Origin of the sequence: Microvirga sp. 2MCAF38, from assembly GCF_052115485.1 — a bacterium.
Lineage (GTDB): Bacteria > Pseudomonadota > Alphaproteobacteria > Rhizobiales > Beijerinckiaceae > Microvirga.
Genome location: NZ_JBFRGU010000001.1, coordinates 241604 through 267517, shown reverse-complemented (window position 1 = coordinate 267517; position 25914 = coordinate 241604). Strand labels below are relative to the sequence as shown.

General features: G+C 60.4%; 25 protein-coding genes. 12 read left to right on the top strand and 13 right to left on the bottom strand.

Annotated elements, in window-relative coordinates; translation table 11 throughout:
- Positions 1-118 precede the first annotated feature (118 nt).
- A complete protein-coding gene (locus AB4072_RS01265; RefSeq protein WP_441965092.1) occupies positions 119-766 on the bottom strand; it encodes a LabA-like NYN domain-containing protein in 648 nt (215 codons plus the stop codon).
- 240 nt (positions 767-1006) lie between these two features.
- A complete protein-coding gene (gene pyrE / locus AB4072_RS01260) occupies positions 1007-1591 on the bottom strand; it encodes an orotate phosphoribosyltransferase (protein ID WP_441965091.1) in 585 nt (194 codons plus the stop codon).
- Between the two features lie 142 nt (positions 1592-1733).
- On the opposite strand from pyrE, the gene AB4072_RS01255 reads away from it, so the two are divergent.
- Together AB4072_RS01255 and AB4072_RS01250 are read left to right on the top strand one after the other, a co-directional pair.
- Positions 1734-2123 carry an NAD-dependent epimerase/dehydratase family protein gene (locus tag AB4072_RS01255; protein ID WP_441965090.1) on the top strand — a complete coding sequence of 130 codons (390 nt, stop codon included), beginning with the start codon at positions 1734-1736 and terminating at the stop codon, positions 2121-2123.
- A gap of 14 nt (positions 2124-2137) precedes the next feature.
- Positions 2138-2653 (top strand): hypothetical protein, encoded by a 516-nt coding sequence (locus AB4072_RS01250; protein ID WP_441965746.1) that lies wholly within the window; start codon positions 2138-2140, stop codon positions 2651-2653.
- On the opposite strand, the gene AB4072_RS01245 is transcribed toward AB4072_RS01250, so the two are convergent.
- The 5 genes from AB4072_RS01245 to AB4072_RS01225 all read right to left on the bottom strand — a co-directional run bounded on the left by AB4072_RS01245 (position 2602) and on the right by AB4072_RS01225 (position 7195).
- Positions 2602-3297, bottom strand: coding sequence for a gamma-glutamyl-gamma-aminobutyrate hydrolase family protein (locus AB4072_RS01245; RefSeq protein ID WP_441965089.1), 696 nt, complete (start codon positions 3295-3297; stop codon positions 2602-2604). The genes AB4072_RS01250 and AB4072_RS01245 overlap by 52 nt on opposite strands.
- A gap of 114 nt (positions 3298-3411) precedes the next feature.
- Positions 3412-5568, bottom strand: coding sequence for a RelA/SpoT family protein (locus AB4072_RS01240; RefSeq protein ID WP_441965088.1), 2157 nt, complete (start codon positions 5566-5568; stop codon positions 3412-3414).
- A 175-nt stretch (positions 5569-5743) separates the two neighbouring features.
- A complete protein-coding gene (rpoZ, locus tag AB4072_RS01235; protein WP_441965087.1) occupies positions 5744-6142 on the bottom strand; it encodes a DNA-directed RNA polymerase subunit omega in 399 nt (132 codons plus the stop codon).
- A gap of 103 nt (positions 6143-6245) precedes the next feature.
- A complete protein-coding gene (locus AB4072_RS01230) occupies positions 6246-6881 on the bottom strand; it encodes a hypothetical protein (RefSeq protein ID WP_441965086.1) in 636 nt (211 codons plus the stop codon).
- Positions 6869-7195 (bottom strand): hypothetical protein, encoded by a 327-nt coding sequence (locus AB4072_RS01225; RefSeq protein ID WP_441965085.1) that lies wholly within the window; start codon positions 7193-7195, stop codon positions 6869-6871. Before AB4072_RS01225 ends, AB4072_RS01230 begins: the two co-directional genes overlap by 13 nt.
- Positions 7196-7550: 355 nt before the next feature.
- Between AB4072_RS01225 and fabD the strand changes: the two genes are divergently transcribed.
- The 7 genes from fabD (at position 7551) to gmk (ending at position 14329) form a co-directional block, all read left to right on the top strand.
- Positions 7551-8498 (top strand): ACP S-malonyltransferase, encoded by a 948-nt coding sequence (fabD, locus tag AB4072_RS01220; protein WP_441965084.1) that lies wholly within the window; start codon positions 7551-7553, stop codon positions 8496-8498.
- 11 nt (positions 8499-8509) lie between these two features.
- The gene (fabG, locus tag AB4072_RS01215; RefSeq protein ID WP_441965083.1) at positions 8510-9247 is read left to right on the top strand and encodes a 3-oxoacyl-[acyl-carrier-protein] reductase; all 738 of its coding nucleotides are present in this window, start codon (positions 8510-8512) and stop codon (positions 9245-9247) included.
- A gap of 233 nt (positions 9248-9480) precedes the next feature.
- Positions 9481-9717 carry an acyl carrier protein gene (locus AB4072_RS01210; RefSeq protein ID WP_112662982.1) on the top strand — a complete coding sequence of 79 codons (237 nt, stop codon included), beginning with the start codon at positions 9481-9483 and terminating at the stop codon, positions 9715-9717.
- A gap of 119 nt (positions 9718-9836) precedes the next feature.
- Positions 9837-11099 carry a beta-ketoacyl-ACP synthase II gene (fabF, locus tag AB4072_RS01205; protein WP_441965082.1) on the top strand — a complete coding sequence of 421 codons (1263 nt, stop codon included), beginning with the start codon at positions 9837-9839 and terminating at the stop codon, positions 11097-11099.
- Positions 11100-11335: 236 nt separating this feature from the next.
- The gene (gene mltG / locus AB4072_RS01200; RefSeq protein ID WP_441965081.1) at positions 11336-12697 is read left to right on the top strand and encodes an endolytic transglycosylase MltG; all 1362 of its coding nucleotides are present in this window, start codon (positions 11336-11338) and stop codon (positions 12695-12697) included.
- A gap of 96 nt (positions 12698-12793) precedes the next feature.
- Positions 12794-13681, top strand: coding sequence for a YicC/YloC family endoribonuclease (locus tag AB4072_RS01195; protein ID WP_441965080.1), 888 nt, complete (start codon positions 12794-12796; stop codon positions 13679-13681).
- Between the two features lie 3 nt (positions 13682-13684).
- Positions 13685-14329, top strand: coding sequence for a guanylate kinase (gene gmk / locus AB4072_RS01190; protein ID WP_441965079.1), 645 nt, complete (start codon positions 13685-13687; stop codon positions 14327-14329).
- 16 nt (positions 14330-14345) lie between these two features.
- Here gmk and AB4072_RS01185 read toward each other — a convergent pair whose 3' ends face one another.
- From AB4072_RS01185 to lptF, 6 genes are all read right to left on the bottom strand, one after another.
- On the bottom strand, positions 14346-15263 hold the full coding sequence (locus AB4072_RS01185; RefSeq protein WP_441965078.1) for a DMT family transporter: 918 nt from the start codon (positions 15261-15263) through the stop codon (positions 14346-14348).
- Between the two features lie 150 nt (positions 15264-15413).
- Positions 15414-16265: a 16S rRNA (adenine(1518)-N(6)/adenine(1519)-N(6))-dimethyltransferase RsmA gene (rsmA, locus tag AB4072_RS01180; protein WP_441965077.1), complete on the bottom strand. Its 852-nt coding sequence runs from the start codon at positions 16263-16265 to the stop codon at positions 15414-15416.
- Positions 16262-17281: a 4-hydroxythreonine-4-phosphate dehydrogenase PdxA gene (pdxA, locus tag AB4072_RS01175; RefSeq protein WP_441965076.1), complete on the bottom strand. Its 1020-nt coding sequence runs from the start codon at positions 17279-17281 to the stop codon at positions 16262-16264. The genes rsmA and pdxA overlap by 4 nt, the downstream gene beginning before the upstream one ends.
- Entirely contained in the window at positions 17282-19837 is a 2556-nt protein-coding gene (locus AB4072_RS01170) for an LPS-assembly protein LptD (RefSeq protein WP_441965075.1), read from the bottom strand.
- Positions 19838-19870: 33 nt separating this feature from the next.
- On the bottom strand, positions 19871-20956 hold the full coding sequence (gene lptG, locus AB4072_RS01165; protein ID WP_441965074.1) for an LPS export ABC transporter permease LptG: 1086 nt from the start codon (positions 20954-20956) through the stop codon (positions 19871-19873).
- 1 nt (position 20957) lies between these two features.
- Positions 20958-22118: an LPS export ABC transporter permease LptF gene (gene lptF / locus AB4072_RS01160; protein WP_441965073.1), complete on the bottom strand. Its 1161-nt coding sequence runs from the start codon at positions 22116-22118 to the stop codon at positions 20958-20960.
- A gap of 199 nt (positions 22119-22317) precedes the next feature.
- Between lptF and AB4072_RS01155 the strand changes: the two genes are divergently transcribed.
- The 3 genes from AB4072_RS01155 (at position 22318) to AB4072_RS01145 (ending at position 25911) form a co-directional block, all read left to right on the top strand.
- Positions 22318-23802 carry a leucyl aminopeptidase gene (locus tag AB4072_RS01155; protein WP_441965072.1) on the top strand — a complete coding sequence of 495 codons (1485 nt, stop codon included), beginning with the start codon at positions 22318-22320 and terminating at the stop codon, positions 23800-23802.
- A 39-nt stretch (positions 23803-23841) separates the two neighbouring features.
- Positions 23842-24294 carry a DNA polymerase III subunit chi gene (locus AB4072_RS01150; RefSeq protein ID WP_441965071.1) on the top strand — a complete coding sequence of 151 codons (453 nt, stop codon included), beginning with the start codon at positions 23842-23844 and terminating at the stop codon, positions 24292-24294.
- A gap of 72 nt (positions 24295-24366) precedes the next feature.
- Positions 24367-25911, top strand: coding sequence for a S10 family peptidase (locus tag AB4072_RS01145; protein ID WP_441965070.1), 1545 nt, complete (start codon positions 24367-24369; stop codon positions 25909-25911).
- Positions 25912-25914: the final 3 nt, after the last annotated feature.

The window sequence follows — 25914 nt, the reverse complement described above, 5'->3', positions numbered from 1 at the left end:
CTTGTCGTAGCGGGTGGCGACGTGGCGAAAGTCCTTCAGATGGCAAAACATCGCCTCAATACGCCAACGCTCGATCACGAAACCGAAGCCGTGGCAACGGCTTGGCTCGGTTCAGGCCCTAGCCTTCGATATCGTCGTCGTTCTGGCGAATGCCGTATCGGCGTTCGAGGCCGCCCGGGCTGACGGGACCCTGCGTCCGTGGACGTTCGCCGAACTCGCCCGGTACACGCGCGGGGCGTTCGCCTTGTTCGCGGCCGATCTTCGAGACTAACTGCGAGAGATCCAGGAACTCGTCGGCCTGACGGCGCAGTTCATCCGCCACCATCGGCGGCTGGGTCGTCACAGTGGACACGACGGAGACGCGCACACCGCGACGCTGCATGGCTTCCACCAGTGAGCGGAAATCACCGTCGCCGGAGAAGAGAACCATGTGGTCGATGTAGGGAGCCAATTCCAGGGCATCGATGGCGAGCTCGATGTCCATATTGCCCTTGACCTTCCGGCGACCGGCCGAATCGACGAATTCCTTCGTGGGCTTCGTGACGACACGGTAACCGTTGTAATCGAGCCAATCGATGAGCGGGCGGATGGAGGAGTATTCTTGGTCTTCTACGAGGGCGGTATAGTAGAAAGCCCGAACCAGGGTGCCGCGGCTCTGAAATTCCTTGAGAAGCTTTTTATAGTCGATGTCGAAGCCGAGCGTCTTCGTTGTGGCATAGAGATTGGCGCCGTCGATGAAGAGGGCAATTCGCTGCTGGCCGGCCATGCTTTGTCTCGCACTATATGCTCAGGGTCTGGCAAAAACCGTACTTAAAAAAACGACATCAAAACTATTCGCGACTGAAATAAAGTAGCGAGCTATTTGCGGCGTATTCTGGAGCGGCTGACCGTACCCTCGTCAGGAATAATAAACTTCAACCTCTACAGTAAAGCCATAGGAACAATTTGTGTCAAGCGGGTACTACTTCAGGATGATAAGATATGCCCATGAAATTAAAGGAAAAATCTATGTTGTAAGGTTTCGGCTCCCCGGCTTTGTCGCGGGAAGTGCCGCCAGTTCCGGCGGCAGTTCGTCAGCCGGATAAGTGGGAATATCCAGCTGAATCAGGGAGACCAGCGGGACGCCCAGATCGGCTTTGCCACCGGATCGATCGATGAGGCAGGCCGCTCCCAAAATCTTTCCCGGATAGCTGCTCAGAGCGGCAAGGCATTCACGGGAGGAGAGACCCGTCGTCACGATATCTTCCACCATCACGACCCGGGCGCCCTCCGGAATGGTGAAACCGCGCCGCAGCACGAACTCGCCGTTCTCACGCTCGACGAAGATCGCCTTGCAGCCCAGATGCCGCGCCGTCTCATAGCCGGGCACGATGCCGCCGATGGCAGGGGATACGACGTAATCCACCGTCCCGTAAACATCCTTAATCCGCTCGGCCAACGCCTTGCAAACACGCTCCGTGCGCGCCGGATCCTGAAAAACGAACATCTTTTGCAGGAAGACGGGGCTGTGCAGCCCCGACGAGAGAACGAAATGTCCCTCCAACAGGGCGCCAGCGGAGCGGAATTCGTCGAGGGCTTCTGTGGGGGTCATGCGTTGGCTTTCGATTAGGTGCGTCCGGGGTTGGTTAACTCATGACGGGAGGGGGCGTCGAGAAGGATTTTCAGTAACAAAGTTCATGAATAGTCCCTAGTATCGAGCGCTCGGCGCAGCTTCTCTTCCACGGCGGATTTTCATGCGGGTTCTCGTCCTTGGGGCATACGGGCTTATCGGACTGCCCGTCGTTCTCAAGCTTCTCGATGCCGGCCATGGTGTCACGGGTTTAGGGCGTTCGGTCACCAGAGCGCGCGTGTCGCATCCCGACGTGATCTGGCTCGAACGGGATATCGCGCAACTCACTGATGCCGCCGCATGGCTGCCCGTCTTGTCGAACGTGGATGCCGTCGTGAATTGTTCCGGGGCGCTCCAGGATAGTCCGCGCGACAATCTGCAAGCGCTCCAGTTCGACGCGATGGAGGCGCTCTTCGCAGCCTGCGAGCAAACCGGGGTAAAATACGTATCCAGGTGTCGGCTGTTGGTATCTCCGCTGAGGCGGATGTTCCGTTTTCCCGTACGAAGGCACTAGCCGATGCGGTCCTGATGGCCTCCGATCTGTCCTGGACGATTTTGCGCCCCGGTTTGGTTATCGCTCCTAATGCCTATGGCGGGACGGCGCTCTTGCGAGGCCTCGCATCGTTTCCTTTGGTGGTGCCGCTTCTCGATGGTGAGCAGAAGATCCAGACGGTGAGTGTCGATGATGTTGCGGAAGTCGTCTGTGCTGTCGTCGAGGAGCGTGTGCGCAGCCGCATGACCTACGATCTCGTGGAAGACGAAGCCCATTCCCTGCGCGATGTCGTTCTGGCCTTTCGCTCATGGCTCGGATACCCGCATCGCATTCTTCATGCTGATGGCCCATCGGACGGGCAATCCCGCTTTGATCGCGCATGTTGCCGGAACTGTCGTCCTGGCGGATCTTCTAGCAATAAAAGCCTCGGCTTTCGGCGCAGTTCTCGCCATCATTTGGCTGATGCTGGCGAAGCCATCGCTCCAACTGATCTAGGAATTCACTTTCTTGAAGCTTCAATGAAGGCACTGAAAACCCTATTCCCCGGATGATCCTGGGTCGCGAAAGCCTCCTGGTGCCATTGGAGGCCCAGGGCGAAGCGGCGGGAGGGGATCTCGATGGCTTCGATGACGCCGTCATCCGCTTTGGCGGCGGCGACAGCTTTGCCTGAGACTTCGACCACGGCCTCCTGATGGCGGCTGTTCACCGCGAATTGGTCGGTGCCGAGGATGCGTGAGAGCATCGTGCCTGGCGCAATGGAGACGGTGTGCGTTCCGTTGCGGTTGTCATGATCGAGAATATGCGCGCCGACTTTGCGCACCTCGTGGACCATGCGTCCGCCGTTGAGGCAGGCGAGCATCTGCATGCCGTTGCAGATGCCGAGAACAGGCTTGTCGCGGTTGAGAAAGCCTTGCATGAGCGCCATTTCGACGGCGAGGCGTTCGGAGAGTGGATAGCGCGACTCGTGACCTGGTATGTACCACTCGCCGGGAAATCGGATGCGACCGCCGACGCTGACCAAGCCGTCGAACTCCTCGACGACCGGCTCGACGAGATCGGCGAAATACGGAATGCCGAATGGCAGGCCGCCCGCGCGATGGATCGCGATGAAGTAGGCTTTCGTCATGTCGTACCGGGTGCCGTCGACGCTGGTGTTTTCGTCCATGATGACGGCGATGCGCGGGTTCTTGCTCACGTGTAGGGCTTTCTAGAGCTTTCTCATGTCTCATTGAAACATGAGAAAGCTCTCGTTTCTTTAGTGCCGCATGATCCGGACGAACAACCGGTTTCCACTTGTTCTGATCATGCTCTATCCGATGACGCGCTCGACCTTGCTGACGACACGCTTGGCGCGCAATTCGGCAATGATCGCGTTGAGTTGTTTGAGATCCCACACCGTCAGATCGATGGTCATATCCGTGAAGTCCTGTGTGCGGCGCTTCATGGAGACGTTGTCGATATTGCCGTCGTGATCGGCGATGACCTGTGTGATCTGGGCGAGCGAGCCCGGTTCGTTGATGGATTCGAGCTTGATCCGCGCGGGGAAGCGCTGATCGGCATGCGCTTCGATATCCCAGCGCACGTCGATCCAGCGGTCGGGCTCGTTGTCGAAGGCCGCGAGTGAGGAGGATTGGATCGGATAGATCGTCACACCTTCGCCGGGCGTCAGAATGCCGACGATGCGATCGCCGGGGATCGCGCCGCCTTCCGGCGAGAAGCGGATCGGCATATCGCGATTGAGGCCGCGAATGGGGATGCCTGTCGAAGAGCCAATCCCATCGTTGCCGGTGGCGGTCGCAATCTCTGCCTGATTGGCCCGCCGCTCTTCCTTGAAATCAGGATAGACGGCACGCACGACATCGCCTGAGAACATCTCGCCACGTCCAACCGCCGCGAGCACGTCCTCGATGGAGCCGCGTGCAAGGCGTGGCAGGGCGCCCTTCAGCTTCTCGTCCGAGAAAGCCTTGCCGCCTCGCTCGAAGGCGCGCTCCAGGATCTGATGACCGAGACCCGTATATTGCCGCCGCACGGCGGCGCGCGTGGCCCGACGGATCGAGGCGCGGGCCTTACCGGTGACGACGAGGGATTCCCAGGCGGCTGGGGGCGTCTGACCTTCGGAACGAATGATCTCGACCTCGTCGCCGTTCTGCAATTCCGTAAGAAGGGGTGCGATGCGGCCGTTGATCTTGCAGCCGACGGCCGTGTTGCCGACATCGGTGTGCACCGCATAGGCGAAATCGATAGGCGTCGCGCCACGGGGCAGGGCGATGAGCCGCCCCTTCGGCGTGAAGCAGAAGACCTGATCGTGAAACAGTTCGAGCTTGGTATGCTCCAGAAACTCTTCCGGATTGTCGCCCTCGGCCAGAAGGTCGACCGTGCGCCGCAGCCATTGATAGGCGCGGCTCTCGTTGGCGAGCCGTGAATTGTCGTTGATGCCCTCCTTGTAGAGAGCGTGAGCTGCGATGCCGAACTCGGCGATCTCGTCCATTTCCTGACTTCTGATCTGCAATTCCACACGCTGGCGACCGGGGCCGATCACGGTCGTGTGGATCGAGCGATAATCGTTCTGCTTCGGCGTGGAGACGTAGTCCTTGTAGCGGCCCGGCACCATCGGCCAGGACGTGTGCACGACGCCGAGCGCGCGATAGCAATCGTCCACATTATCGACGATCACGCGGAACCCGAAGATGTCGGACAATTGTTCGAAGGCCAGGGACTTGCGCTCCATCTTGCGCCACACGGAATAAAGCCGCTTCTGGCGTCCGGTAACGACCGAATGGATCCCCTTGGCTTCAAGTTTCGCGGTCAGGTCCTGCTCGATCTGCTCGACGAGTTTTTCGTTCTTGACCGTCAGGTCGCGAAGATGCCGGCTGATGGCCTCATAGGCGTCTGGGTCGAGGTTCTGGAAGGCGAGATCCTCCAGTTCCTCGCGCATTTCCTGAATGCCCATTCGTCCGGCGAGGGGCGCGTAGATATCGAGCGTTTCCTCGGCGATGCGCTTGCGCTTCTCCGGCGACATGAACTGGAGCGTGCGCATATTGTGCAGGCGGTCCGCCAGCTTGACGAGAAGCACGCGCACGTCATTGGCAATCGCGAGCAGAAGCTTGCGGAAGTTCTCTCCCTGGGCTGCCTGTTTCGAGACGAGATCGAGCCGCTTGATTTTGGTCAGACCATCCACGAGCGCGCCGATCTGCGGGCCGAAGGTCTTGTTGATCTCCTCCAGCGTCGCCTCGGTATCCTCCACGGTGTCGTGCAGAACGGCGGCGGCGATGGTCGCATCGTCGAGCTTCAGGTCGGTCAGAATGGCAGCGACTTCGAGGGGGTGGCCGAAGAACAGATCGCCGGAGGCACGCTTCTGACTGCCATGAGCCATCATGGCATAGATGTACGCACGATTGAGAAGCGCCTCGTCGGTCGAGGGATTGTAGCGCTTGACCCTCTCGACAAGTTCATACTGGCGCATCATCGGCTGAACATCTCCTTCTCGTCCTCATAACCGGCTGAGGTTAAAAGGATATTGTCGAAGCTTGCATGATCGCAAGCTGAACGGTTTCGAAAATACGGCAAGAAACCTGCAATAAGAAACCCACAATAAAAAAGCCCGGCGCTGGGCCGGGCTTTCGAAATTCGACATTCGACGCTTATTCGCGGTCGTCGTCGTCCGCGCTATGGGTCGGCGGCACGAGGCCTTCGAGGCCGCGGAGCAGGTCTTCTTCGCTCATGCGGTCGAACTGCACATCGGAATCGTCGCCGCTGCTGGCGGCAGCCGTGTTGCCAAGAAGTGGCACGGCTTCCGCTTCGGGCTCGTCCACTTCGACATATTTCTGCATCGAGTGGATCAGCTGCTCCTTCAGATCGTCCGGGGCGATGGTCTCGTCCGCGATCTCGCGCAGGGCAACGACGGGGTTTTTATCGCGGTCGCGATCGATCGTCAGCGGCGAGCCGGAGGAGATCAGGCGGGCGCGATGGCTGGCGAGCAACACGAGCTCAAACCGGTTATCGACCTTGTCGATGCAATCTTCGACGGTCACACGAGCCATGGAAAGGCTCCTTCTTCAGGTTCGGGAAGATCTGGAAAGTGGCTGGATACACTGTGCCAGCCGAGAAGACAAGGGCGCTATGCGGTGGGGCGTGGAAGCAGGCTTAAAGGGGATCAAGCCTCAAGGCCGTCATATGGAAACCAAGCTTCCTTAAATCGGTGCCTAAAGAAAGATCTCTCGGCGATTTGAGATCGGCGAACCTGAACTGCAGAGAAACATAGCCGTTCCGCTTCTCTACCAAAGAGAAAGGGACAATTATTTTGTATTCCTGGTCGACGTCTCCGGAAAACCTTACCGTCTGGAGGTTTTGGCCATTGACGATAATGTCTGCCACTTGGAAATCCCGCCCCGGTCTCTGGAAAGGGGTTCCGGAGACGACGACCTGGCAGTCGGCTTTAATCTCGAAAGTGACGCGAAAAAGAAGATTGGCCTGCGGCTCTTCGCTCCAGACTCCGCTGGCATCCGGCTCGGACCAGCCCATGCCCAGGATGCTCGGATCCTTGGGTCCCTTGTCGGAGAAGATTTTTTCGTAGGGGCGAACTTCGGGATACTGGCCACCCCGGACCCAGCGCTTTGCCGTCTTCTCGATAAAGTAATCCCGATATTCCGGACGTACTTTCGGATTCAGCACAATGAAAAGAAAGGTCGCATTCAGGGCAAGAGCGACCACCAGCACGACAAGTTTCGCGATGAACGCCACCGCGGATACCGCTTTGCTCTCGAGAATTATACCAGCCACGACGCGCCCCTGAACCATTCCCCCGCAAACGCGAACAGAAGGTTGAGTTGGCCGATCAGAATAATGACGAGAACAGGCCTTGGAAGCTTCGGGATGGCGTGAACGAAGAACAGGGCAAACCCGACCGAGGCCAGGACATAGCGGGGCATTGAGATCAGCGAACCCGAGGAGGTAGCCAAGGCAAAGCCTAGGGCCGTGAAGATGGCTTCACCCCAGCGCTGCGTCCAGGCAAGCCATGCCGTCGCGATGCAGCCCAGGATCAAGGTGGATAGGGCATATATGTTGTAAGCATCGCCAAGCCACACGATGTTCAAGACCAATAGGGTGGGATTTTCGAAGCCTCTCCCCCAGGCTCGTTGAATGTGGCCGAATGAATGCCGCGGAAACGTCGACGTATCGCGCCTTTGAGGCGATTTTCATTAGAAATCGGACACTGAGTGGAAACAGCGGAAAGAATGCCCAGTTGGCCGCGTCCCCCCATGCTTGTCGCTCTGAGCATTCTGTGAGCGATCTTTTGGGCGAAAAGCCAGGCTTGGGGAAAGTCAGGGGCGTTCATTTTCAGCTGTATAGACGCCTAAACAAGCGAAGTGACCCTTGCACCAGCTTGACTCATCCTGCCGCTGGTGCGAGTCCCGCGCGGATTTTTAAAATAGCTAAGGGCGTCATTTCATGAAGCGCGCATTCGTCTTTCCCGGTCAGGGAAGCCAGTCGGTCGGGATGGGCAAGGCCCTGGCCGATGCTTTTCCGCAGGCCAAGGCCGTCTTCGACGAGGTTGACGAGGCCCTCTCCCAGAAGCTTTCCAGCATCATCTGGGATGGTCCTGTCGAGGAATTGACGCTCACCGCCAACACTCAGCCGGCGCTCATGGCCGTCAGCCTTGCCACGATCCGTGTGCTCGAGGCCGAGGCCGGGCTCGATCTGAAGCGTGATGCAGCTTATCTCGCTGGCCACTCGCTTGGGGAGTATTCGGCGCTGGCTGCGGCAGGAACGTTGTCCATTGCCGATACGGCTCGCCTGCTGCGTATTCGCGGCAACGCCATGCAGAGCGCCGTGCCGGTCGGGCAGGGCGCCATGGCGGCACTGCTCGGTCTGGAATACGAGGTTGCGCTCGAGGTTGCTCGCGAGGCTGCTCAAGGCGAGGTCTGCGATGCCGCCAACGACAATGGCGGCGCTCAGGTCGTCGTCTCCGGCCACAAGGCTGCTGTCGAACGGGCGGTCGTGATCGCTCAGGCGAAGGGCGCCAAGCGGGCGGTGATGCTGCCGGTGTCCGCTCCCTTCCATTGCTCCCTCATGGCCCCGGCCGCCGAGGCGATGCGCGAGGCCCTGGCAAAGGTCACGGTCAATGCGCCGGTCGTGCCGGTGGTGGCCAATGTCGAAGCGAAGCCCGTCTCTGACCCGGCGGCGATCCGCGATTGCCTCGTCCGGCAGGTGACCGGCACGGTCCGTTGGCGCGAAAGCGTTGCTTATATGGCGTCTGAAGGCGTTGACTCATTCTATGAGGTAGGTGCGGGTAAGGTGCTGACCGGACTCGTGAAACGTATCGCGGCGGGGGCTTCTGCCGGCGCCATCGGCGGGCCTGACGATATTGCCGCCTTCAAAGTATCCCTGCAAGGTTGAGGAGAGCCTTCATGTTCGATCTGAGCGGCCGCAAGGCTCTTGTCACCGGCGCGACCGGCGGAATCGGCGGGGCGATTGCCCGCGCTCTGCATGCACAGGGCGCGACCGTGGCCATTTCCGGCACCCGGCGCGGCGCGCTGGATGAACTCGCTGCCACCTTGGGTGATCGGGTTCATGTGATCGAGGCGAATCTGTCCGACAAGGATTCCGTCGAAGCGCTTGTTCCCGCCGCGGAAACCGCCATGGATGGGCTCGATATCCTCGTCAACAACGCAGGCATCACGAAGGACAACCTCTTCATGCGCATGAAGGACGAGGAGTGGGATGCGGTGATCGCCGTCAATCTCACGGCGGCCTTCCGCCTCTCCCGCGCGGCGGTGAAGAACATGATGCGTCGCCGCTACGGCCGTATCGTCAATATCGGGTCCGTGGTCGGTTCGACCGGCAATCCGGGGCAGGGCAACTATGCCGCCGCCAAGGCCGGCCTGATCGGCATGACCAAGGCGCTCGCCGCCGAGGTCGCGAGCCGGAACATCACGGTCAACTGCGTCGCTCCCGGCTTCATCGCCTCGCCGATGACGGACGTTTTGAACGACAAGCAGAAGGAAGCCATCCTCGGGACGATTCCCATGGGCCGCCTCGGCCAGGGGGATGAAATCGCATCCGCCGTTGTTTATCTGGCATCGACGGAAGCCGCCTACGTGACGGGCACCACCCTGCACGCCAACGGCGGAATGGCTATGTTCTAAAGCGACTTAGGACGTCTGCCGGAATCTGTTTGCGAAACTCTTCGCCCCCTCGCCAGACACGATAAGCTTGTGTTAAGCATGGGGTTGATTGGGTCGTAGGGGTTGACCGGCGATCAAAAATGCGGCTTTGCACGGCGTAAGCCGACCGTTAGCCAGAAACGGGCAGAGCCGCTAAACCGAAATCTATTCTTGATCCGCCCAAATCACGGGCGGCAGCCACTGAGGAAAGAACGATGAGTGACATCGCTGATCGCGTGAAGAAGATCGTTGTCGAACACCTGGGCGTCGACGCCGAGAAGGTGACGGACAATGCCAACTTCATCGACGACCTTGGCGCCGACAGCCTTGACACCGTCGAGCTCGTCATGGCGTTCGAAGAAGAGTTTAACGTCGAGATCCCGGACGATGCCGCTGAGACGATCGTCACGGTCGGCGACGCGATCAAGTTCCTTGAGAAGAACGCGGCCTAAAGCCCATGGGGCGTCGGATGAACCATCCGACGCCCGATTTTTGTTTAAAGACATGGCCTGGAAAAGTGGAATGCGGTTTTCCGACAAGGCCATGCCTCGTCTAAATGGCAGGATTTAGCATGCGTCGTGTCGTCGTCACAGGTCTTGGCATGGTCACTCCCCTCGCTTGCGGGGTGGAGGAGACATGGTCTCGAATCCTCGAGGGCAAAAGCGGCGCGAACAGGATCGCTGGTTTTGAAATCGACGATCTCGCCTGCAAGATTGCCTGCCAAATTCCCATGGGCGACGGTTCCGACGGCACCTTCAATCCTGATCAGTGGATGGAGCCGAAGGAACAACGCAAGGTCGATCCGTTCATCGTCTATTCCATGGCTGCGGCCACTCAGGCGCTCAACGACGCCGGGTGGAAGCCGACCACTTATGAAGATCAATGCGCTTCGGGCGTTCTGATCGGCTCCGGCATTGGCGGCATCGGCGGCATCTACGAGGCCTCGCAGACGCTCATCGAGCGCGGGCCGCGTCGCATTTCGCCGTTCTTCATTCCCGGCCGTCTGATCAACCTGGCGGGCGGCTACGTTTCCATTGCCCATGGCCTCAAGGGCCCCAACAACGCGGTCGTGACGGCGTGTTCCACCGGTTCTCACGCCATCGGCGACGCGGCCCGCCTCATCGCCCTCGGCGATGCGGAAGTGATGGTGGCCGGCGGCACGGAATCGCCCATCAACAGGCTCTCCATCGCAGGCTTCGCGGCTTGCCGGGCCCTCTCCACGAATTTCAACGACGACCCGACCAAAGCCTCGCGGCCCTACGACAAGGACCGTGACGGTTTCGTCATGGGTGAGGGCGCGGGCGTGGTGGTTCTCGAGGAATACGAGCATGCCAAGGCACGCGGTGCCAAGATCTATGCCGAGGTCATCGGTTACGGGCTTTCGGGCGATGCCTATCACATCACCTCGCCCTCCGAGGACGGCGACGGGGCCTATCGCTGCATGGCAGCCGCAATCAAGCGGGCCGGCATCTCGGCGTCCGAGATCGACTACATCAATGCCCACGGCACCTCGACGCCCATGGGCGACGAGCTTGAGCTGAAGGCGGTCGAGCGTATCGTCGGCAACGCCGCGGGCAAGCTTTCCATGTCCTCGACCAAATCGGCCATCGGGCATTTGCTGGGCGCTGCCGGCGCCGTCGAGGCGATTTTCTCGATGCTGGCCATGCGGGACAGCATCATTCCGCCCACGCTCAATCTCGACAACCCCTCCGTTGAGACGGCTATCGATCTCGTTCCGCACAAGGCCAAGCGCAAAGAGGTCAATATTGCGCTTTCGAATTCGTTCGGCTTCGGCGGAACGAACGCTTCGCTGGTTTTCCGGCGCGTTGCTTAACCAGACGCGCCTTTACTACCGTTTTTTGCCATAATTTCTGGTAGGGTGTCTCAGGCGGCTTGCCCGCTGATTTGGCATCGGCATATTTTGCAGAGCGCTTTCCGCAGGACGGCCTTCGATCCTGCGATGAATGTGCGTCGAATCATAACGCCAGAGCTTTTTCGTGAAGACGAGAATGCTCTACTCACGCGAATTCCCGTTCGCCGAAGAAATGCGGCTTTTTAGATAGTTTCCTGATGTTCGGCAGAAAAAAGCAGACGCCTTTGATGCAGCAGCCTGAAGGGCAGGAGAGCGACCTTCAGCCTCGCCTTGCGCCGAAATCGCCCAGCGAAGCGATCAAGCCCATGGCTGCTCCGCCCCCTCCGCCCCAGCTGCGGCGCCGTCGCGGGGGCATGATGTCGACCTTCAGCGGTCTCCTGACCCTGCTGATTGCGCTTGCCGGTGCTGCGATCTTCGGAATCAGCATTCTGGAAAAGGAAGTGTCGGCTCCGGGGCCTCTGCAGGCCGACAAGGTCGTGGTCATTCCGCGCAATACCGGGACCAACGAGATCGCCGGCCTGCTCAAGCAGGAAGGGGTGATCGAGCAACCTCTGCTGTTCGAAGTCTTTGCACTGTTGAACCGTCAGCGTGGCCAGCTCAAGGCGGGCGAGTTTTTGTTCAAGGCCAAGGCGAGCCTTGAGGATACGATTGATACGCTGGTTCAGGGCAAGGCCATTCTACACTCGGTAACGGTACCTGAGGGTCTGACGAGCGATCAGATCGTCGCGCGCCTCTACGACAACGATATTCTCTCCGGCGACGTGATCGAGACGCCCCGTGAGGGCTCCCTCCTGCCGGATACTTACAAGTTCGAACGCGGAATGACCCGTCAGCAACTGATCACCTCCATGCAGACGGCGCAACGACAGGCCATCACGCAGATCTGGCAACGCCGCTCGACCGACCTGCCGATCAAGACGCCACAGGAATTGTTGATCCTCGCCTCCATCGTGGAGAAGGAGACGGGCCGAGCCGACGAGCGCACCCGCGTCGCAGGGGTGTTCATCAACCGCCTGAACAAGCGCATGAAGCTCCAGTCCGATCCGACCATCGTTTACGGACTGGTCGGCGGAAAGGGCACCCTCGGACGCGGAATCACAAAGAACGAAATCGAGACGGCGACGCCCTACAACACCTATGCCATCGAGGGCTTGCCTCCGAGCGCCATTGCCAATCCGGGGCGCGCGGCGCTGGAAGCGGTCGCCAATCCGTCGCGGACCAAGGACCTCTATTTCGTGGCGGACGGGTCGGGCGGGCACACCTTCGCCGAGACCTACGATCAGCACCAGCGTAACGTGGCCCGGTGGCGGCAGATCGAGAAGACCCGCGCCACGACCGATGGCGCAGTCGACCGCGCCGAGCCTGACGACGACGTGAAGTCGGGGATGACCGGCTCCCCCGCTCCCGCTCCCGCTCAGGACCAGGCCCCGGCGGTGCTCAAGCCAGGTGCGCGCCCGCGTGCTTTCGATGCGAGCGAAGGCACGAACAAAGACCCGCTGAAGAACAAGAGTTTTGATCTGAACTCGCAGAAGTCTGTCCCTAACCTGCGCCAGCCTTAAGCGCTGAATTCGCTCGGTAGAACGGCAGATTTCTTGCAGCATAAAGGAGCGCGGACTATGGTCCTGCGCTCTTTTTCCATTTTGAGGCTCTAGAGTATGTCCATTGCGAGTATGACCGGCTTTGCCCGTGAAGCCGGAGTCACGGGTTCGTCCCAATGGGCTTGGGAGATTAAGACGGTGAACGGGCGCGGCCTCGAGGTTCGCGCGAGAGCGCCGATTGGCCTCGACATTGTCGGTGAGGACGCACGCGGCCAAATTCTCAAGGCTCTGACCCGGGGCCAGGGGCAACTCAATCTCTCGGTCACGAAAACCGCCGCGACCCCCAAGGTGCGGGTCAATGGCGATGTCTTGAAGTCGCTGATCTCCGCTATCGCGGACCTCGAGCTTCCCGCTTCGGTGAAACCCGCTTCTCTCGATGGTCTCCTGAACGTGCGCGGCGTTGTGGAGGTCGAGGACGAGGGCACGGAGCCGGGGCAGGACGCAGCTCTTCAGGCCGACCTCAAGGCAGCGGTGTCGCGTTTAATTGAGGGGCTCAAAGCGGCGCGTCTGACCGAGGGTAGGGCGCTCAAGGGTATCCTGGAGCAGCATCTGGAAATCATCGCTCGCCTGACCGATGAGGCCGACGCGGCCCCCGCCCGTCAGCCCGAGGCGGTCCGCACTCGTCTTGCCGCACAGATCGACCAGATCCTGGGCGCCAGCGCGACGCTGGATCGGGAGCGTCTGCATCAGGAGGCCGTACTCATCGCCGCCCGTGCCGATATCCGCGAAGAGCTCGATCGCTTGCGCGCTCATATCGAGACTGCTCGCGGCTTGTTGACGGAAGGCGGTCCGGTCGGTCGGCGGCTCGATTTTCTCGCTCAAGAGTTCGGCCGCGAGGCCAATACGCTCTGTGCGAAGGCCAACGACGTTTCGATTTCACGAATTGGGCTTGAACTGAAGACGGTAATCGAGCAATTCCGCGAGCAAGTGCAGAACGTGGAATAAGTAATGAGCGGAATAACTCTCAAACGGCGCGGCCTTCTTCTGATCCTGTCCTCGCCTTCGGGCGCGGGCAAATCGACCCTGACGCGCAACCTCGTCAGAGAGGATCGCGGCATCAAGCTTTCCATCTCCGTGACGACCCGCACCAAGCGACCGTCCGAGATCAACGGCGTGCATTACAACTTCATGGAAGATGTGGCCGAGTTCGAGGAGCAGCGTGATCGCGGTGATCTTCTCGAATGGGCGCAGGTGCACGGCAATTATTACGGCACGCCCCGCAAGCCCGTGGAACAGGCTCTCGCCCGTGGCGAGGACATGATGTTCGATATCGATTGGCAGGGCACCAAGCAGATCGTCGAGAAGATGCGCTCCGATGTAGTGAGCGTGTTCATCCTGCCGCCTTCCATGAAGGAATTGAAGGCGCGTCTGGAGCGCCGCGCGGAGGACACGCCAGACGTCATTGAGCGGCGTCTTCGCAATGCGTGTGAGGAAATCGCGCAGTGGCAGGCTTACGACTACGTGTTGGTCAATGACGATCTCGATCGCACCTTCGGCGACCTGAAAGCCATCCTCGCCTCAGAGCGCCTGTCCCGCGAGCGCCAAGTGGAGCTTGGCGGCTTCATTGATGGATTGTTGGCCGAGAAAGTTTGAGTGCGAAGAGATTCGTTCAGGAGCGTCGCGACGAATTGACCACCAGAACGCCGACCGCGATGGTTATGCTCGCAGCCCACACCCAGGGCGAGTAGGTCTCGCCAAAAACGAGGGCGCCGGATACCAGGCCCGTGGCCGTCCCCACATAGCCCATCTGGCTGACATAGACCGGGCCCGCCGTCTTCTGCAGGCGCATGAACATGAGGAACTGGGCCGCATTCAACGCGGCCTGGACCAGTGCCAGGCCAGGCGCCTGCGCCAGCGTGACGACATCGCCCGTCCGGCCAAGGGCAAGAATGCTCAGGATGGTCCACACCGCGCCGGACAACATGGTGCCCGCCGACAACGGTAAGGGAGCCGACCCAGTCGGCCAGTAGCGTGTCCTGAAGATATTTCCTGCTGCGACCGATGTCGGGATGAGAAAAGCCAACATCATCCAGATGTGCATGTCGGAAGAGGGTAGGCTGCTGCGCTGGCTGACAATCATCGCCGCGCCGAGAAAACCGAGACCGATTCCAAGGACACGTCGCGCTCCCGGCTTCTCAAGGCCGAGCAGGGCCGCGAACGTCAGGGTCAGGATCGGCGGCAGTGTATAAACGACAGAGGATAGCCCCACGCCAAGATGGGGCATGACCGTGAACAGAATGAAGTAGGGCAGGCCCATCGTGAGAAAGCCGGCGATGGTGTAGTAGTGAATGTGCTGCCGGGATACCGGGATTTTTTGCCCGCGTGCGGCGGTCAGCGCCGCGAGCAACAGGCCGCCACCAAGGAGCATCGACAGCGTCCAGGGCATGGCAGCGACGCCCGCCTTCTCCGCTGCCTTGCCCAACGGAAACATCGCCCCGAAAAAAATTCCGGTCGCAATCAGCAGTCCGATAGCACTCCATCTATCCGACGGTCGGGAGGGTGCTGCGGAAGTGGGTGAGGATGTCATGGCGCTTCATTCACTGCGGAAAGGGGGCGATGTGCGGGAATCGCAAACGCGCTCGCGGGACGCTCTCATACAACCGCTTGCAACCGCTTGAAAGCGTCGCAATATCTCACAGGGTAAAACCGGCGAGGAGGCTTTGGAGAAAGGGGCCCATCAATTTCGGGACGCCTCATAGGCATTCGCCAATGCGACGTACCCTTCCACGGCAATCTCCTCCGCGCGCGCCGTTTCTTTCTGTGCCGCAGCCTCGATCAAGGCCGTCGGATTTGGAACGAGCGATTTCAAGCTCTGGCGCAGCATCTTCCGGCGCTGGCCAAAGGCGGCGCGTGTGACGGCTTCGAGGGCATCCACGCGGCATGGCAACGGATCGGCCTTTGGCGTCAGGTGCACGATGCTCGACGTGATCTTTGGCGGCGGCACGAAGGCGGAGGGCGGGACGTCGAAAAGAATGTTTGCGTGAGTACGCCAGCCGCAGAGAACACCGAGACGACCATAATCCTTCGGCTCGCTCTCATCGGCGACGATGCGTTCCGCCACCTCGCGCTGGAACATGAGCGTCAGCGAACTCCACCACGGCGGCCATTTCTCGCTTGTGAGCCACCCGGTCAGAAGCGGCGTTCCCACATTGTAGGGAAGATTGGCAATGATCCTGGCAGGGCCTTCGCCGATGAGCGGGCGCGGATCGAATGTCAGCGCATCGGCCTCGACGACTTCAAGGCGGCCAGGATAACGAGCCGCGATTTCTGCCAGTGCCGGCAGGCATCGTTCATCGCGTTCAATGGCGACAACCTTTGACGCGCCCGCCGCGAGAATGGCACGGGTCAGCCCTCCGGGGCCTGGGCCGATCTCTACCACCGTCACGCCCTCGAGCGGGCCCGCAGAGCGGGCGATACGGCTCGTCAGGTTGAGATCGAACAGAAAGTTCTGGCCGAGGGACTTCTTGGCGAGAAGACCGTGCGTGCGCACGACCTCGCGCAGCGGCGGCAGATCGTCGATCTGGCTCATGTCCTCGCCCCTTGACTGAGCCGGGCGGCCAATCTGATTGCAGCGATCAGACTATCGGGGCGAGCGATGCCCTTGCCCGCGATATCGAATGCGGTGCCGTGATCGGGGGAGGTGCGAATGAAGGGGAGGCCGAGGGTCACGTTCACGGCCTCGTCGAAGGCGATGGTCTTGATCGGGATCAGAGCCTGATCGTGGTACATGGCAAGCGCGGCGTCATAGTGCTCGCGCGCCCGCGCATGGAACATGGTGTCGGCAGGCAGTGGCCCTGCAACAGCAATGCCCTCATCCCGCAGGATTTTGATGGCAGGTGCAACGATGGCCTCGTCCTCCGATCCGAGGGAGCCGTGTTCACCCGCATGAGGATTGAGCCCGGCGACCGCGAGACGCGGGCGGGGAAGGCCAAAGCGGCTCTTCAAGTCCCGCGCGACGATCCTGCCGGTCTCGACGATGAGCGGCGTAGTGAGGGCCTTTGGAACATCCGCAAGCGGGATATGCACCGTCACCGGCACGACAGCGAGAGTTTCGCTCCACAGCATCATGACAGGATGAAGCACCGGGCCGCCGGGCTTACTCCCCAGGGCGGCCAGGAATTCCGTATGTCCCGGATGCTGGAACCCGGCCGCGTAAAGGACGTGCTTTGCGATAGGGTTGGTGACAAGCGCTGCCGCCGTGCCCGATTGCACAAGGCGTACTGCTTCCTCGATAGAGGCGATCACCGAAATCGCATTGGCCGCATCGGGCTGGCCGGGTTGAGCTGTCACCGGATGGTCGAGTGCAATCACGGGCAGGGCACTGTCGAACACTGTGGGTGCCTGCGAAGAAGAGACCGCCTCGATCGGCACATCCCACCCGAGTTCGCTTGAGAGGCGGCGAAGATGCTCGGGATCGGCGAGAACCGCGAAGGGTGGCAGCTTTTCCGCACGGCGCTGGAGCCACGCCTTCAGAGTAATTTCCGGTCCTATTCCGGCAGGGTCGCCTTGTGTCAGCAGGATCAAGCTTTCGCCGATGCCCACCACTTATTTCTTCACGGTTCCGGATTCGCCGGTCGCTCCGTTCAGATTCTGATTGACCGAGATCTGGCCGAGTGTGCGGAGCTCAAGCGTGAAGGAAACCGTCTGGTTCCGGTCCTTTTCGCCCGAGCTGATGGCGATTTCACGGGGCGAAGTGGAATAGTTGACCATGAACGTGGTGCACTCGTCCACGTAGCCCAAGCCGAGAGACATGGAGCTGACATAGGCTAGGTTTTGACGGTTGTAGACAGCGGTCGCCGGGTTTCTCAGATAGCTCTGGATGAAATTATCCCGTGCCACGAGATAGCGGTCGAGATCGACGAGAACTGATCCGAACACACGCCAATTGTCCGTGATGTTCCAGCTCGCCGATGACAAGACACCTTCACGCCGACGAGTAAAACCAAGTTCCGGCTGCGGTGCGTAGCGAGCGTAAATGATGGAAGCGTTCACCGGGATAAAAGGATTCAGGTTTGCCGAAATGCCGGCCTCCAGGCGATTGAGGCCGAAATCTTCCTGATCGAAACGGCCACGCGCCGTGAACGAGATGTTTTTGTTCGGGGAGACCTGGAAGCGGCCGACATAGTCGGAATTCGCCGTTTGCAGACCGGATTCCCGACCTGCATTCACAAGGTCTCCCGGTGTGAACGAGTTGCGACCCGCAAGTTGATAGGATTGCCCGAACAATACGTTCGCGTTGAAATCGTTGTTGTTGGTGACGGTGTACTGCACGCCCACATTGGCACGCACACCACCTTCCGCACGATCGTATCCCGAGAACTTATCCCACTCGAAAATCGAGGTGTCATCGAAAACGAGGCTCTGCGCATCCTCGTTGGGGAGACGGCCGATGCGGCTTTCGTTGGGGCGGGCAATGATCTGGGCGATGGGCTCGATGACTTGCCGGCCGATGTCGCCGATATCCGCGACGAAGGGGAACCGATAGTCGAGGCCGATGGCCGGCATGACGCGAAGCGCGTACTCGCTGTCGCCGGGGAGGAAATTGATGAGCTCAGGGTTCTGGAAGCCGGTCAAACGGGGAGAGAACCAGAAATTGTCCGCGCGCAGATAGGTGAACGGCGTCCAGACCTGACCGATGGGATCGATGAATTCACGCCGCCAGGATACGGTGGCGGAGGCACGAGAGGCGTTACCGCTGATGCCGCGTACAAGGCACGAATCGTGCTGGAAGACGGCGCAAGTGCCGTAGATACCGAAGAGTGAGGTCGTCCTCACCGGAATCTGCTGGAACTGGGCAGCCTCACGGCTCAGGCTCGTGATGTTCACATCGATCGCGACTTCGCCGCCGATGCCTTCGGGCCCATTGATGCGTTTGTTGTAGTCGATTACCGGAGCGACGACGGGTTGCTGCTTCTGCCAATCCGACGTGGAAAGGCCCTGGAAGTAGTAGCCACGCATGTCGAAGAACGATCGGTCGCCCTTGCCTTGCAGGTAGAGAGTCGAGATCGATTCCTTGAGATAGTTGTTGCTCAGGCTCTCACTGCGGATGTGATAATTCTCGAGGAACCACTTGTCGGAAACGAGGGAAACGTCCCAGCCCCAACGCCAGCGGTCGTTGAGGTAGAACATGCCCGAACTTTCAAGCGATCCGCGGTTTTCGCGGTCACCCGGGCCGAAAGGGCTCTTCAGAAACGCGCCTAGATCCTGCTGAACGATGCCGGCTGCGCGAATGTTGTAGTAGCCGGTATCGAGACGATGGCGCCATTCCGCCTGACCGAGCACGCCCTGGCGGCTCATATAGGCAGGCGTCAGCGTCAGGTCGTAATTCGGCGCGAGGGCCCAGAAGAAGGGGATCGCGGCGCCCTGACCGAGGGAACTCGAGCCGATGTAACGCGGTGAAAGAAAGCCGGTCTTGCGCTTCACCGTCGGATCGGGAGTCCAGAAATAGGGCAGGTACGCGATCGGGATTCCGTAGATTTCGACCGTCGCGTCTTCGTAATAGATCGTCTGCTCGCTGTTGTTGTGGATAATCTTGGCGGCTTTCACCTGCCACAACGGCGGCTTTTCTGGGTGTTCCTTACAGGGTTCGCAGGCCGTGTAAGTGCCCCGTTCGAAAATGGTCGTCTCACCCGCGGAACGCTCCGCGCGGGGAGCGGAGAATCGAGTCGTGACCGGCCTGCCCTGGTAGATGGTGCTCTGGGTCACGCGGAGGGTATCGATGAAGCCGTCCTTAAAATCGTCCGTCAGCTCGAATCGCTCGCCGGTCGCGACGGTCCCATCCTTGTCGGTCATGCGGGCGTGGCCCTCGGCATAGACGCGACCTGTATTGCGGTCATAGGTAACGCGATCCGCTTGCAGCGTGCGTCCCTGATAGTTCAATTCCACGTCGCCGGAGGCTGCAATCGTGTTCTTGTCGTTGTTGTAGACGATTTCCTTGGCATCGACGAGCAGACGATCCGGCTCCTGGCCGACTTTACCCTCGGTCCTTGACGTTAAGGCATCGTTCAGCGTGCGCTGGGCAAGCGCAGGCAAGGCGCCGACTGTGCAAAGAAGCACAATCGCGACCGCAGATGCTGCGATCGTTGTCTTGCCCCGGTCCATACGCGCTCCTCGCCAAGTCCTCATGCCGAACCCTCAGCCATCCTCTTGATAGAGGAGTGCGAGAGTTCCGAGGAGACTGCCTACTACAGCTGGGAACCAGGCCGCAACCATCGTGCTGATGAGTCCGGAGGCCCCCAATTCACTCATAAGTTCAGTGGCCACATAAAGCACGAACCCGGCGGCCACGCCACCGAGAACCATCATCGCTACACCACCGAATCGAAAGAATCTTAACGAAACCGAAGCAGCCACGAATACCATGGCGATGAACAGCAATGGACGCGCCAAAAGCACATCGTGTTGGAGACGGTAGCGGGTCGAATCGAGGCCCGCCCGATCCATTCGGGCGATACTGTCATTGAGATCCCAGAACGGCACCGAATCTGGGGCGACGAAGCTCTGTTTTACCTGTGAAGGAACGAGATTCGAAGCAATCACGAACCGCTTGAACGTCTGCGGTTGATCGTTCTCGGTCAGGACCCTGGCGTCCTTGATTTCCCAGAATCCTTCATGGAGCACGGCTTCACGGGCCTCAATTCTCTGCTCGAAAGTGCCCTTCTCGTCGAACGTGAAGATAGTGACCCCTGTGAGGGTCGCCGATTCACCGATTGCCGCTTCCGCGCGGATAATCGCCTGACCATCCTGGCTCTTCTGCCGGATCCAGATCCCTTTTCCACTGATCTGGGTGGCCTTCGCGAAGATTTTCGCCTCGATATTGGAGGCCCGTTGCTTCAAATGCGCAGAGACCGGATTGTAGACCGTGATCGAGAACACGCCGAGAGCCAGGGCTACGAAAAGGCCTGGCTGAAGGAACTGCCAGGCGGAGATGCCCGCCGCACGGGCGACGACGAGTTCAAGTTTTCGACTGAGTTGCAGAAGCGCCGCCATGCTGCCGAACAGCACGGCGAACGGCATTACTTGTTCCGCAACGGCAGGTGTGCGGAAGAGGGCCAATGTGGCCATCATGCCGGCCGTCGCCCCCTCAGCATCGCCGGCGCGCCGCATCAGCTCGACGAAGTCCAGAGTGTAGACGAGGGCGAAAACCGTTCCGAAGACGACGAAAATCGTTTTCAAGAACTGCCGCGAGAAATAGCTCCCAAGGGTCACACCGAGCAGCATGTCAGGCCTTCGAAGTCTCAGGGCGGCGCGGCATGCGCAACACGGCTGCCAAAGCATTGAGCCGCGCACGAAGCTTCCGGAGAGCTGCCCCCTGAAGGGTCAATAGCAAAGCAAACACGATGGCGATCAGCGGCGCACCATAGACGCCGAGAAGTGCCCATGGCGTTCTGATGGCCGCGCTCGAAGCTGCGAAGCCGGCGATGCGCAGGACAACGACGCCAATCACGGCTGCCGCAATGGCAAGGCCGCGTCCCTGTCGGGTCGTCTGGGCGTCGCCGAGTGCCGCGAATGCGATCATCATCATGGCTAACGGATAGAGCCAGGAGGAAAGCCGGTCGTGCAACTCGGCCCGGAAACGGCCGGACTGGAATTGGTAGTAGAACTCGCTCGTATCCGGGGAGAACAATTGTACGGTCGATCGTTCGCGGGGTTTGTAGACCACGTCGCCGCCGTCCTGATTGAAGGCGGAGAGGTCGACCGCGTAGCGTTCGAACGCAACGATGGACGTATCCCGGCTGTTCGCCTCCTTGCGGTGGACGCTGCCCTTTTCGAGCACGAGATAAGACTGCCCGTTCGCTTCGAGAGCTTGCCCCCGCTCGGCGAGGTAAACCACGGGTTTTTCCTTGTCGCGCAGATCCTGCATGAAGATGCCGAGAAGCGCATCCCCGGCCTTTTCGCGGTAATGGAAGGTAATGCCGTTATCGAGGGTGGTGAACTGTCCCTCCTTCACCATGTTCGATACGAAATCGGCGCGGATCTTAGTCACGAGATCACGCATTTCCTGGAAGCTGGCCGGCATGATGTAGATCGTCATGAACCCGACGATCACGCAGACGAGAGCACTCAAGGCAAAAAACGGTTTCAGCAGCCGGCGCGGAGGCATTCCGGCGGCGCTCATGACGATCAACTCGGAATCGCTGTTGAGCTTGTTGAGGGCATAGATTGTCGCAATGAAGAGCGCGACGGGAGAGATCACGGTGATCAGCGCTGGAAGGGACAACCCGGTGACAGTGAGGAAGACCATGATGGTCTGGCCCTTGGCTGTCAGCAGGTCGAGCTCCCTCAAAGCCTGCGTGATCCAAATCACGCCGGTCAAGGCAATCAGACACGCCGCGAAGGCGTTGAAGGCAATCTTTAGAATATAACGTTCGAGCAGAAGCATTGAAAAACCTTCGCCTTACGGCGCGCCCGCTTTCGGTAGCCTGTCCGGCGCAGCCAAGCAAGCCGCCTGGCTGCTTCAACACCTTGGGAGTGCGGCGCTTTCGGGGCAGACCCGTGGTGCCGTCGTCTCGGATGTGTTTTAAGTCACGTCATGACGCGGCCGGTCGCACCGGCTTTTCACGGGAGGCAGAGGAATTCCCATGGCCGAGAGCATGAAGATCGACGTCCAGGCCCACGGCCCGGTTGAGGGGGGCGAGTTTGTTGTTTTCGTCGGGGAAAATCTAAAGCCGACCCCAGCCGTCGCCAAGCGCATCGGAGCCAAGACGGTCGATCTCATCGCCAAGGCGGGCGATCTCGAAAAGTTCAAGGGTAAGGCTCGTAGCGCCCTGGTGCTTACGGCGCCTGCTTGGCTTGCCGTCGACAGGCTGATCGTGATCGGCGTTGCCGAGGACAAGAAGACACCCATCGATTGGGCGCAGTTGGGTGGATTCGTCGCCGGCAAGCTTTCGGGCAAGGCGGCAACAATTGTCCTGGACGTGCCGGGTGCGGACGTGACGCCGGAGGCGGCGGCCGAGGTGGCGCTTGGGGCAAGGCTCCGAAAATACAGTTTCGACCACTACAAGACCAAGAAGGACGACAAGACTCCGGGGACGGCCCGCCTGACGCTCTCCGTTGCCGATCCCACCGCGGTGAAGAAAGCGCTCAAGGCCGCCGAGGCGGTCGCGGAGGGCGTAGTCATCGCCCGCGATCTCGTCAACGAGCCGCCGAATGTGCTCAGCCCAGAGGAATTCGCATCCCGCGCTGATGCCTTGCGCAAAGTTGGCGTCGAGGTCGAGATTCTCGATGAGAAGGCTATGCGCAAGCTTGGAATGCGCGCCCTTCTCGGTGTTTCCCAGGGCTCCGTGCGTGAGGCGCGCCTCGCCATCATGCGCTGGAACGGGGGTAAGTCCACGGACAAGCCCATTGCCTTCATCGGTAAGGGCGTCGTGTTCGATTCCGGCGGTATTTCCATCAAGCCCGGCGCGGGCATGGAGGATATGAAGGGGGACATGGCGGGCGCGGCCTGCGTCGTCGGTCTCATGCATGCTCTCGCCAGCCGCAAGGCGAAGGCGAATGTGGTCGGCGCGATCGGTCTTGTGGAAAACATGCCCGGCGGCAACGCCCAGCGTCCCGGCGACATCGTTACCACCATGTCGGGCCAGACCATCGAGATCATCAATACGGACGCGGAGGGCCGTCTCGTTCTGGCCGACGTGCTCTGGTACGTGCAGGATCGGTTCAAACCCAAATTCATGATCGACCTCGCGACGCTGACCGGCGCGATTCTCGTGGCGCTGGGCCAGGAGTTCGCCGGCCTGTTCTCGAACGACGAAGAACTCTCGCAGCGGCTGACGGCGGCCGGGCAGGCGACGGGCGAGCGCGTGTGGCGCATGCCGCTCGCAGCTGAATTCGACAAGATGATCGATTCCAAGTTCGCCGATATGAAGAATTCGTCAGGCCGCCATGCCGGCTCCAGCACGGCTGCCGCTCTGCTCCAGCGTTTCGTGAACAACGTGCCGTGGGCGCATCTGGATATCGCGGGCGTTGCGATGGGCTCGCCGCAGACAGAGACCAACAAGGGTTGGGCCTCGGGTTGGGGCGTTCGCGTTCTCGACCGTCTCGTGAAAGACCACTACGAGGCTTAAAAAAGCACACCGTTCGCCGCAGGAGACACGTCGCCACCAATGGCCGAGATCCTCTTCTATCATTTGCAGAAGCAGCCGCTCGAGGCCGTGCTTCCGACGTTGCTTCTCAAGACTTTGGAGCGCGGCTGGCGGGCGGTCGTGCAGGCTGTGACGGAGGAGCGGATGGCGGCCCTCGACGATCATCTGTGGACCTTTTCCGACGAAAGCTTCCTGCCGCATGGTACGGATCGCGAGAGCCCGGCGAGCGACCAGCCGGTGCTCATCACGCTGGCGGAGCACAATCCCAACAACGCAAATGTCCGCTTTCTCGTCGAAGGGGCGGATCTTCCGTCCGACATCGCATCGTATGAGCGGATGGTCGTCATGTTCGATGGCAATGACGAAGAGGCGCTTGCAACCGCGCGCGGACAATGGCGCGCGGTGAAGGAGGTTGGGCACGAGGCGACCTATTGGCAGCAGGACGAACACGGCCGCTGGCAGCGCAAGGCTTGAGACCAGGTTCTTCAGTCCCTGGAACGAAATCGAGCGCGGCTTATTTCAACCGCATCACAGGGGATTGAGCGGATGACCGGATTTGCGCGACTGTCGACCATTGCGGCTCTGTGTCTGGCGCTGAACGCGCCCGTTTCCGCCTTCGCCCAGGAGGCGAGGACACCGACCGCGCAACGCCAGGAGAGCCGGCAGCCGGAGACGCAACGCCTGCCGCCGGAATCGGTGACTCGCCACAGCCTCGAACTGCCCGGACGGACGTTGAAGCTAACCGCGACCGCGGGGAGCCTCACCCTTGTCGATGGAGAGGGCAAACCCCAGGCCGAGATCGGCTTCGTCGCCTATGTGAAGGACGACGAGGATCCGGCAACGCGCCCGATCACTTTCGCCGTCAATGGCGGTCCCGGCGCCTCGTCCGCATACTTGAACCTCCTGGCCTTCGGCCCCTGGCGGCTGCCGGTCGGTGAGAGCAGGATCAGCCCGTCAGCCCCGGTCGGCCTCGTTCCGAACGCCGAAACATGGCTCGATTTCACGGATCTGGTTTTCATCGATCCACCGGGCACGGGCTACAGCCGTGTCATCGGCGACGAGAAGGTGCGGGATCGGTTCTACTCGGTGAACGGCGACATCGATGGCCTTGCGGCTTTCGTCACGCGCTGGCTCAAGGAAAAGAACAGGTTGCTTTCGCCGAAGTTCTTTGCCGGCGAAAGCTACGGCGGTTTTCGTGGGCCGTTGCTGGCTGAGAAGCTGCAGCGTGATCAGGGCATCGGTTTCAGCGGTCTCGTCCTTGTCTCGCCCGTATTCGACTTCGATTGGCTCGACCAGTCATCCTTCGCTCCTTGGGTCGACGCGACGCGGCTTCCTTCCATGGCCGCCGCACGGCTCGCGCGAAGCGGACCCGTCACCCGCGATGCCCTGCGAGAGGCCGAGGCCTATGCGTCCGGCGAGTATCTCGTCGATATGATGAAGGGGCTTCAGGACGGGGCGGCTGTCGAACGCGTCAGTCAACGCGTCGCGACGCTGACGGGGCTCGACCCCGCTCTCGTGCGAAGGCTCGCGGGGCGTGTCAGCGGTAACGCTTTCCAGCGCGAGGCGCGTCGCGCTTCCGATGAGATTGTGAGCGCCTACGACGCCGATGTGGCAGGGTACAATCCCAATCCCACTGTGCTTTTCCCACAGTTCGAGGACCCGGTTCTCACGGCTCTGACCGCGCCTTTGACGAGCGCTATGCTCGATCATCTGACACGCACGCTGAACTACAAGGCCGAGGGGCGCTACAACCTGCTCAACGAGGGTGTGAGCCGTGCCTGGAAATGGGGAGGCGGTCGCGATCACGTGGAGAATGTGAGCGAGCTGCGGCAGAGCCTTGCACTCGATTCCAAGTTGCGTGTTCTCGTCGTCCATGGTTTCACGGATCTCGTGACGCCGTATTTCGCAAGCCAGATTCTCCTCGATCAGCTGCCGGATTTCGGATCGGAGAAGCGCGTTTCGCTGCGGGTTTACGGCGGTGGTCACATGTTTTATTCGCGCGATGCATCGCGCCAGGCGTTCCGCTCCGATGTTCAGCGCCTCTTCGACGAGACGCTGCGTGTGTGGGGCGATGGATTGAAAAAGGATTGATGG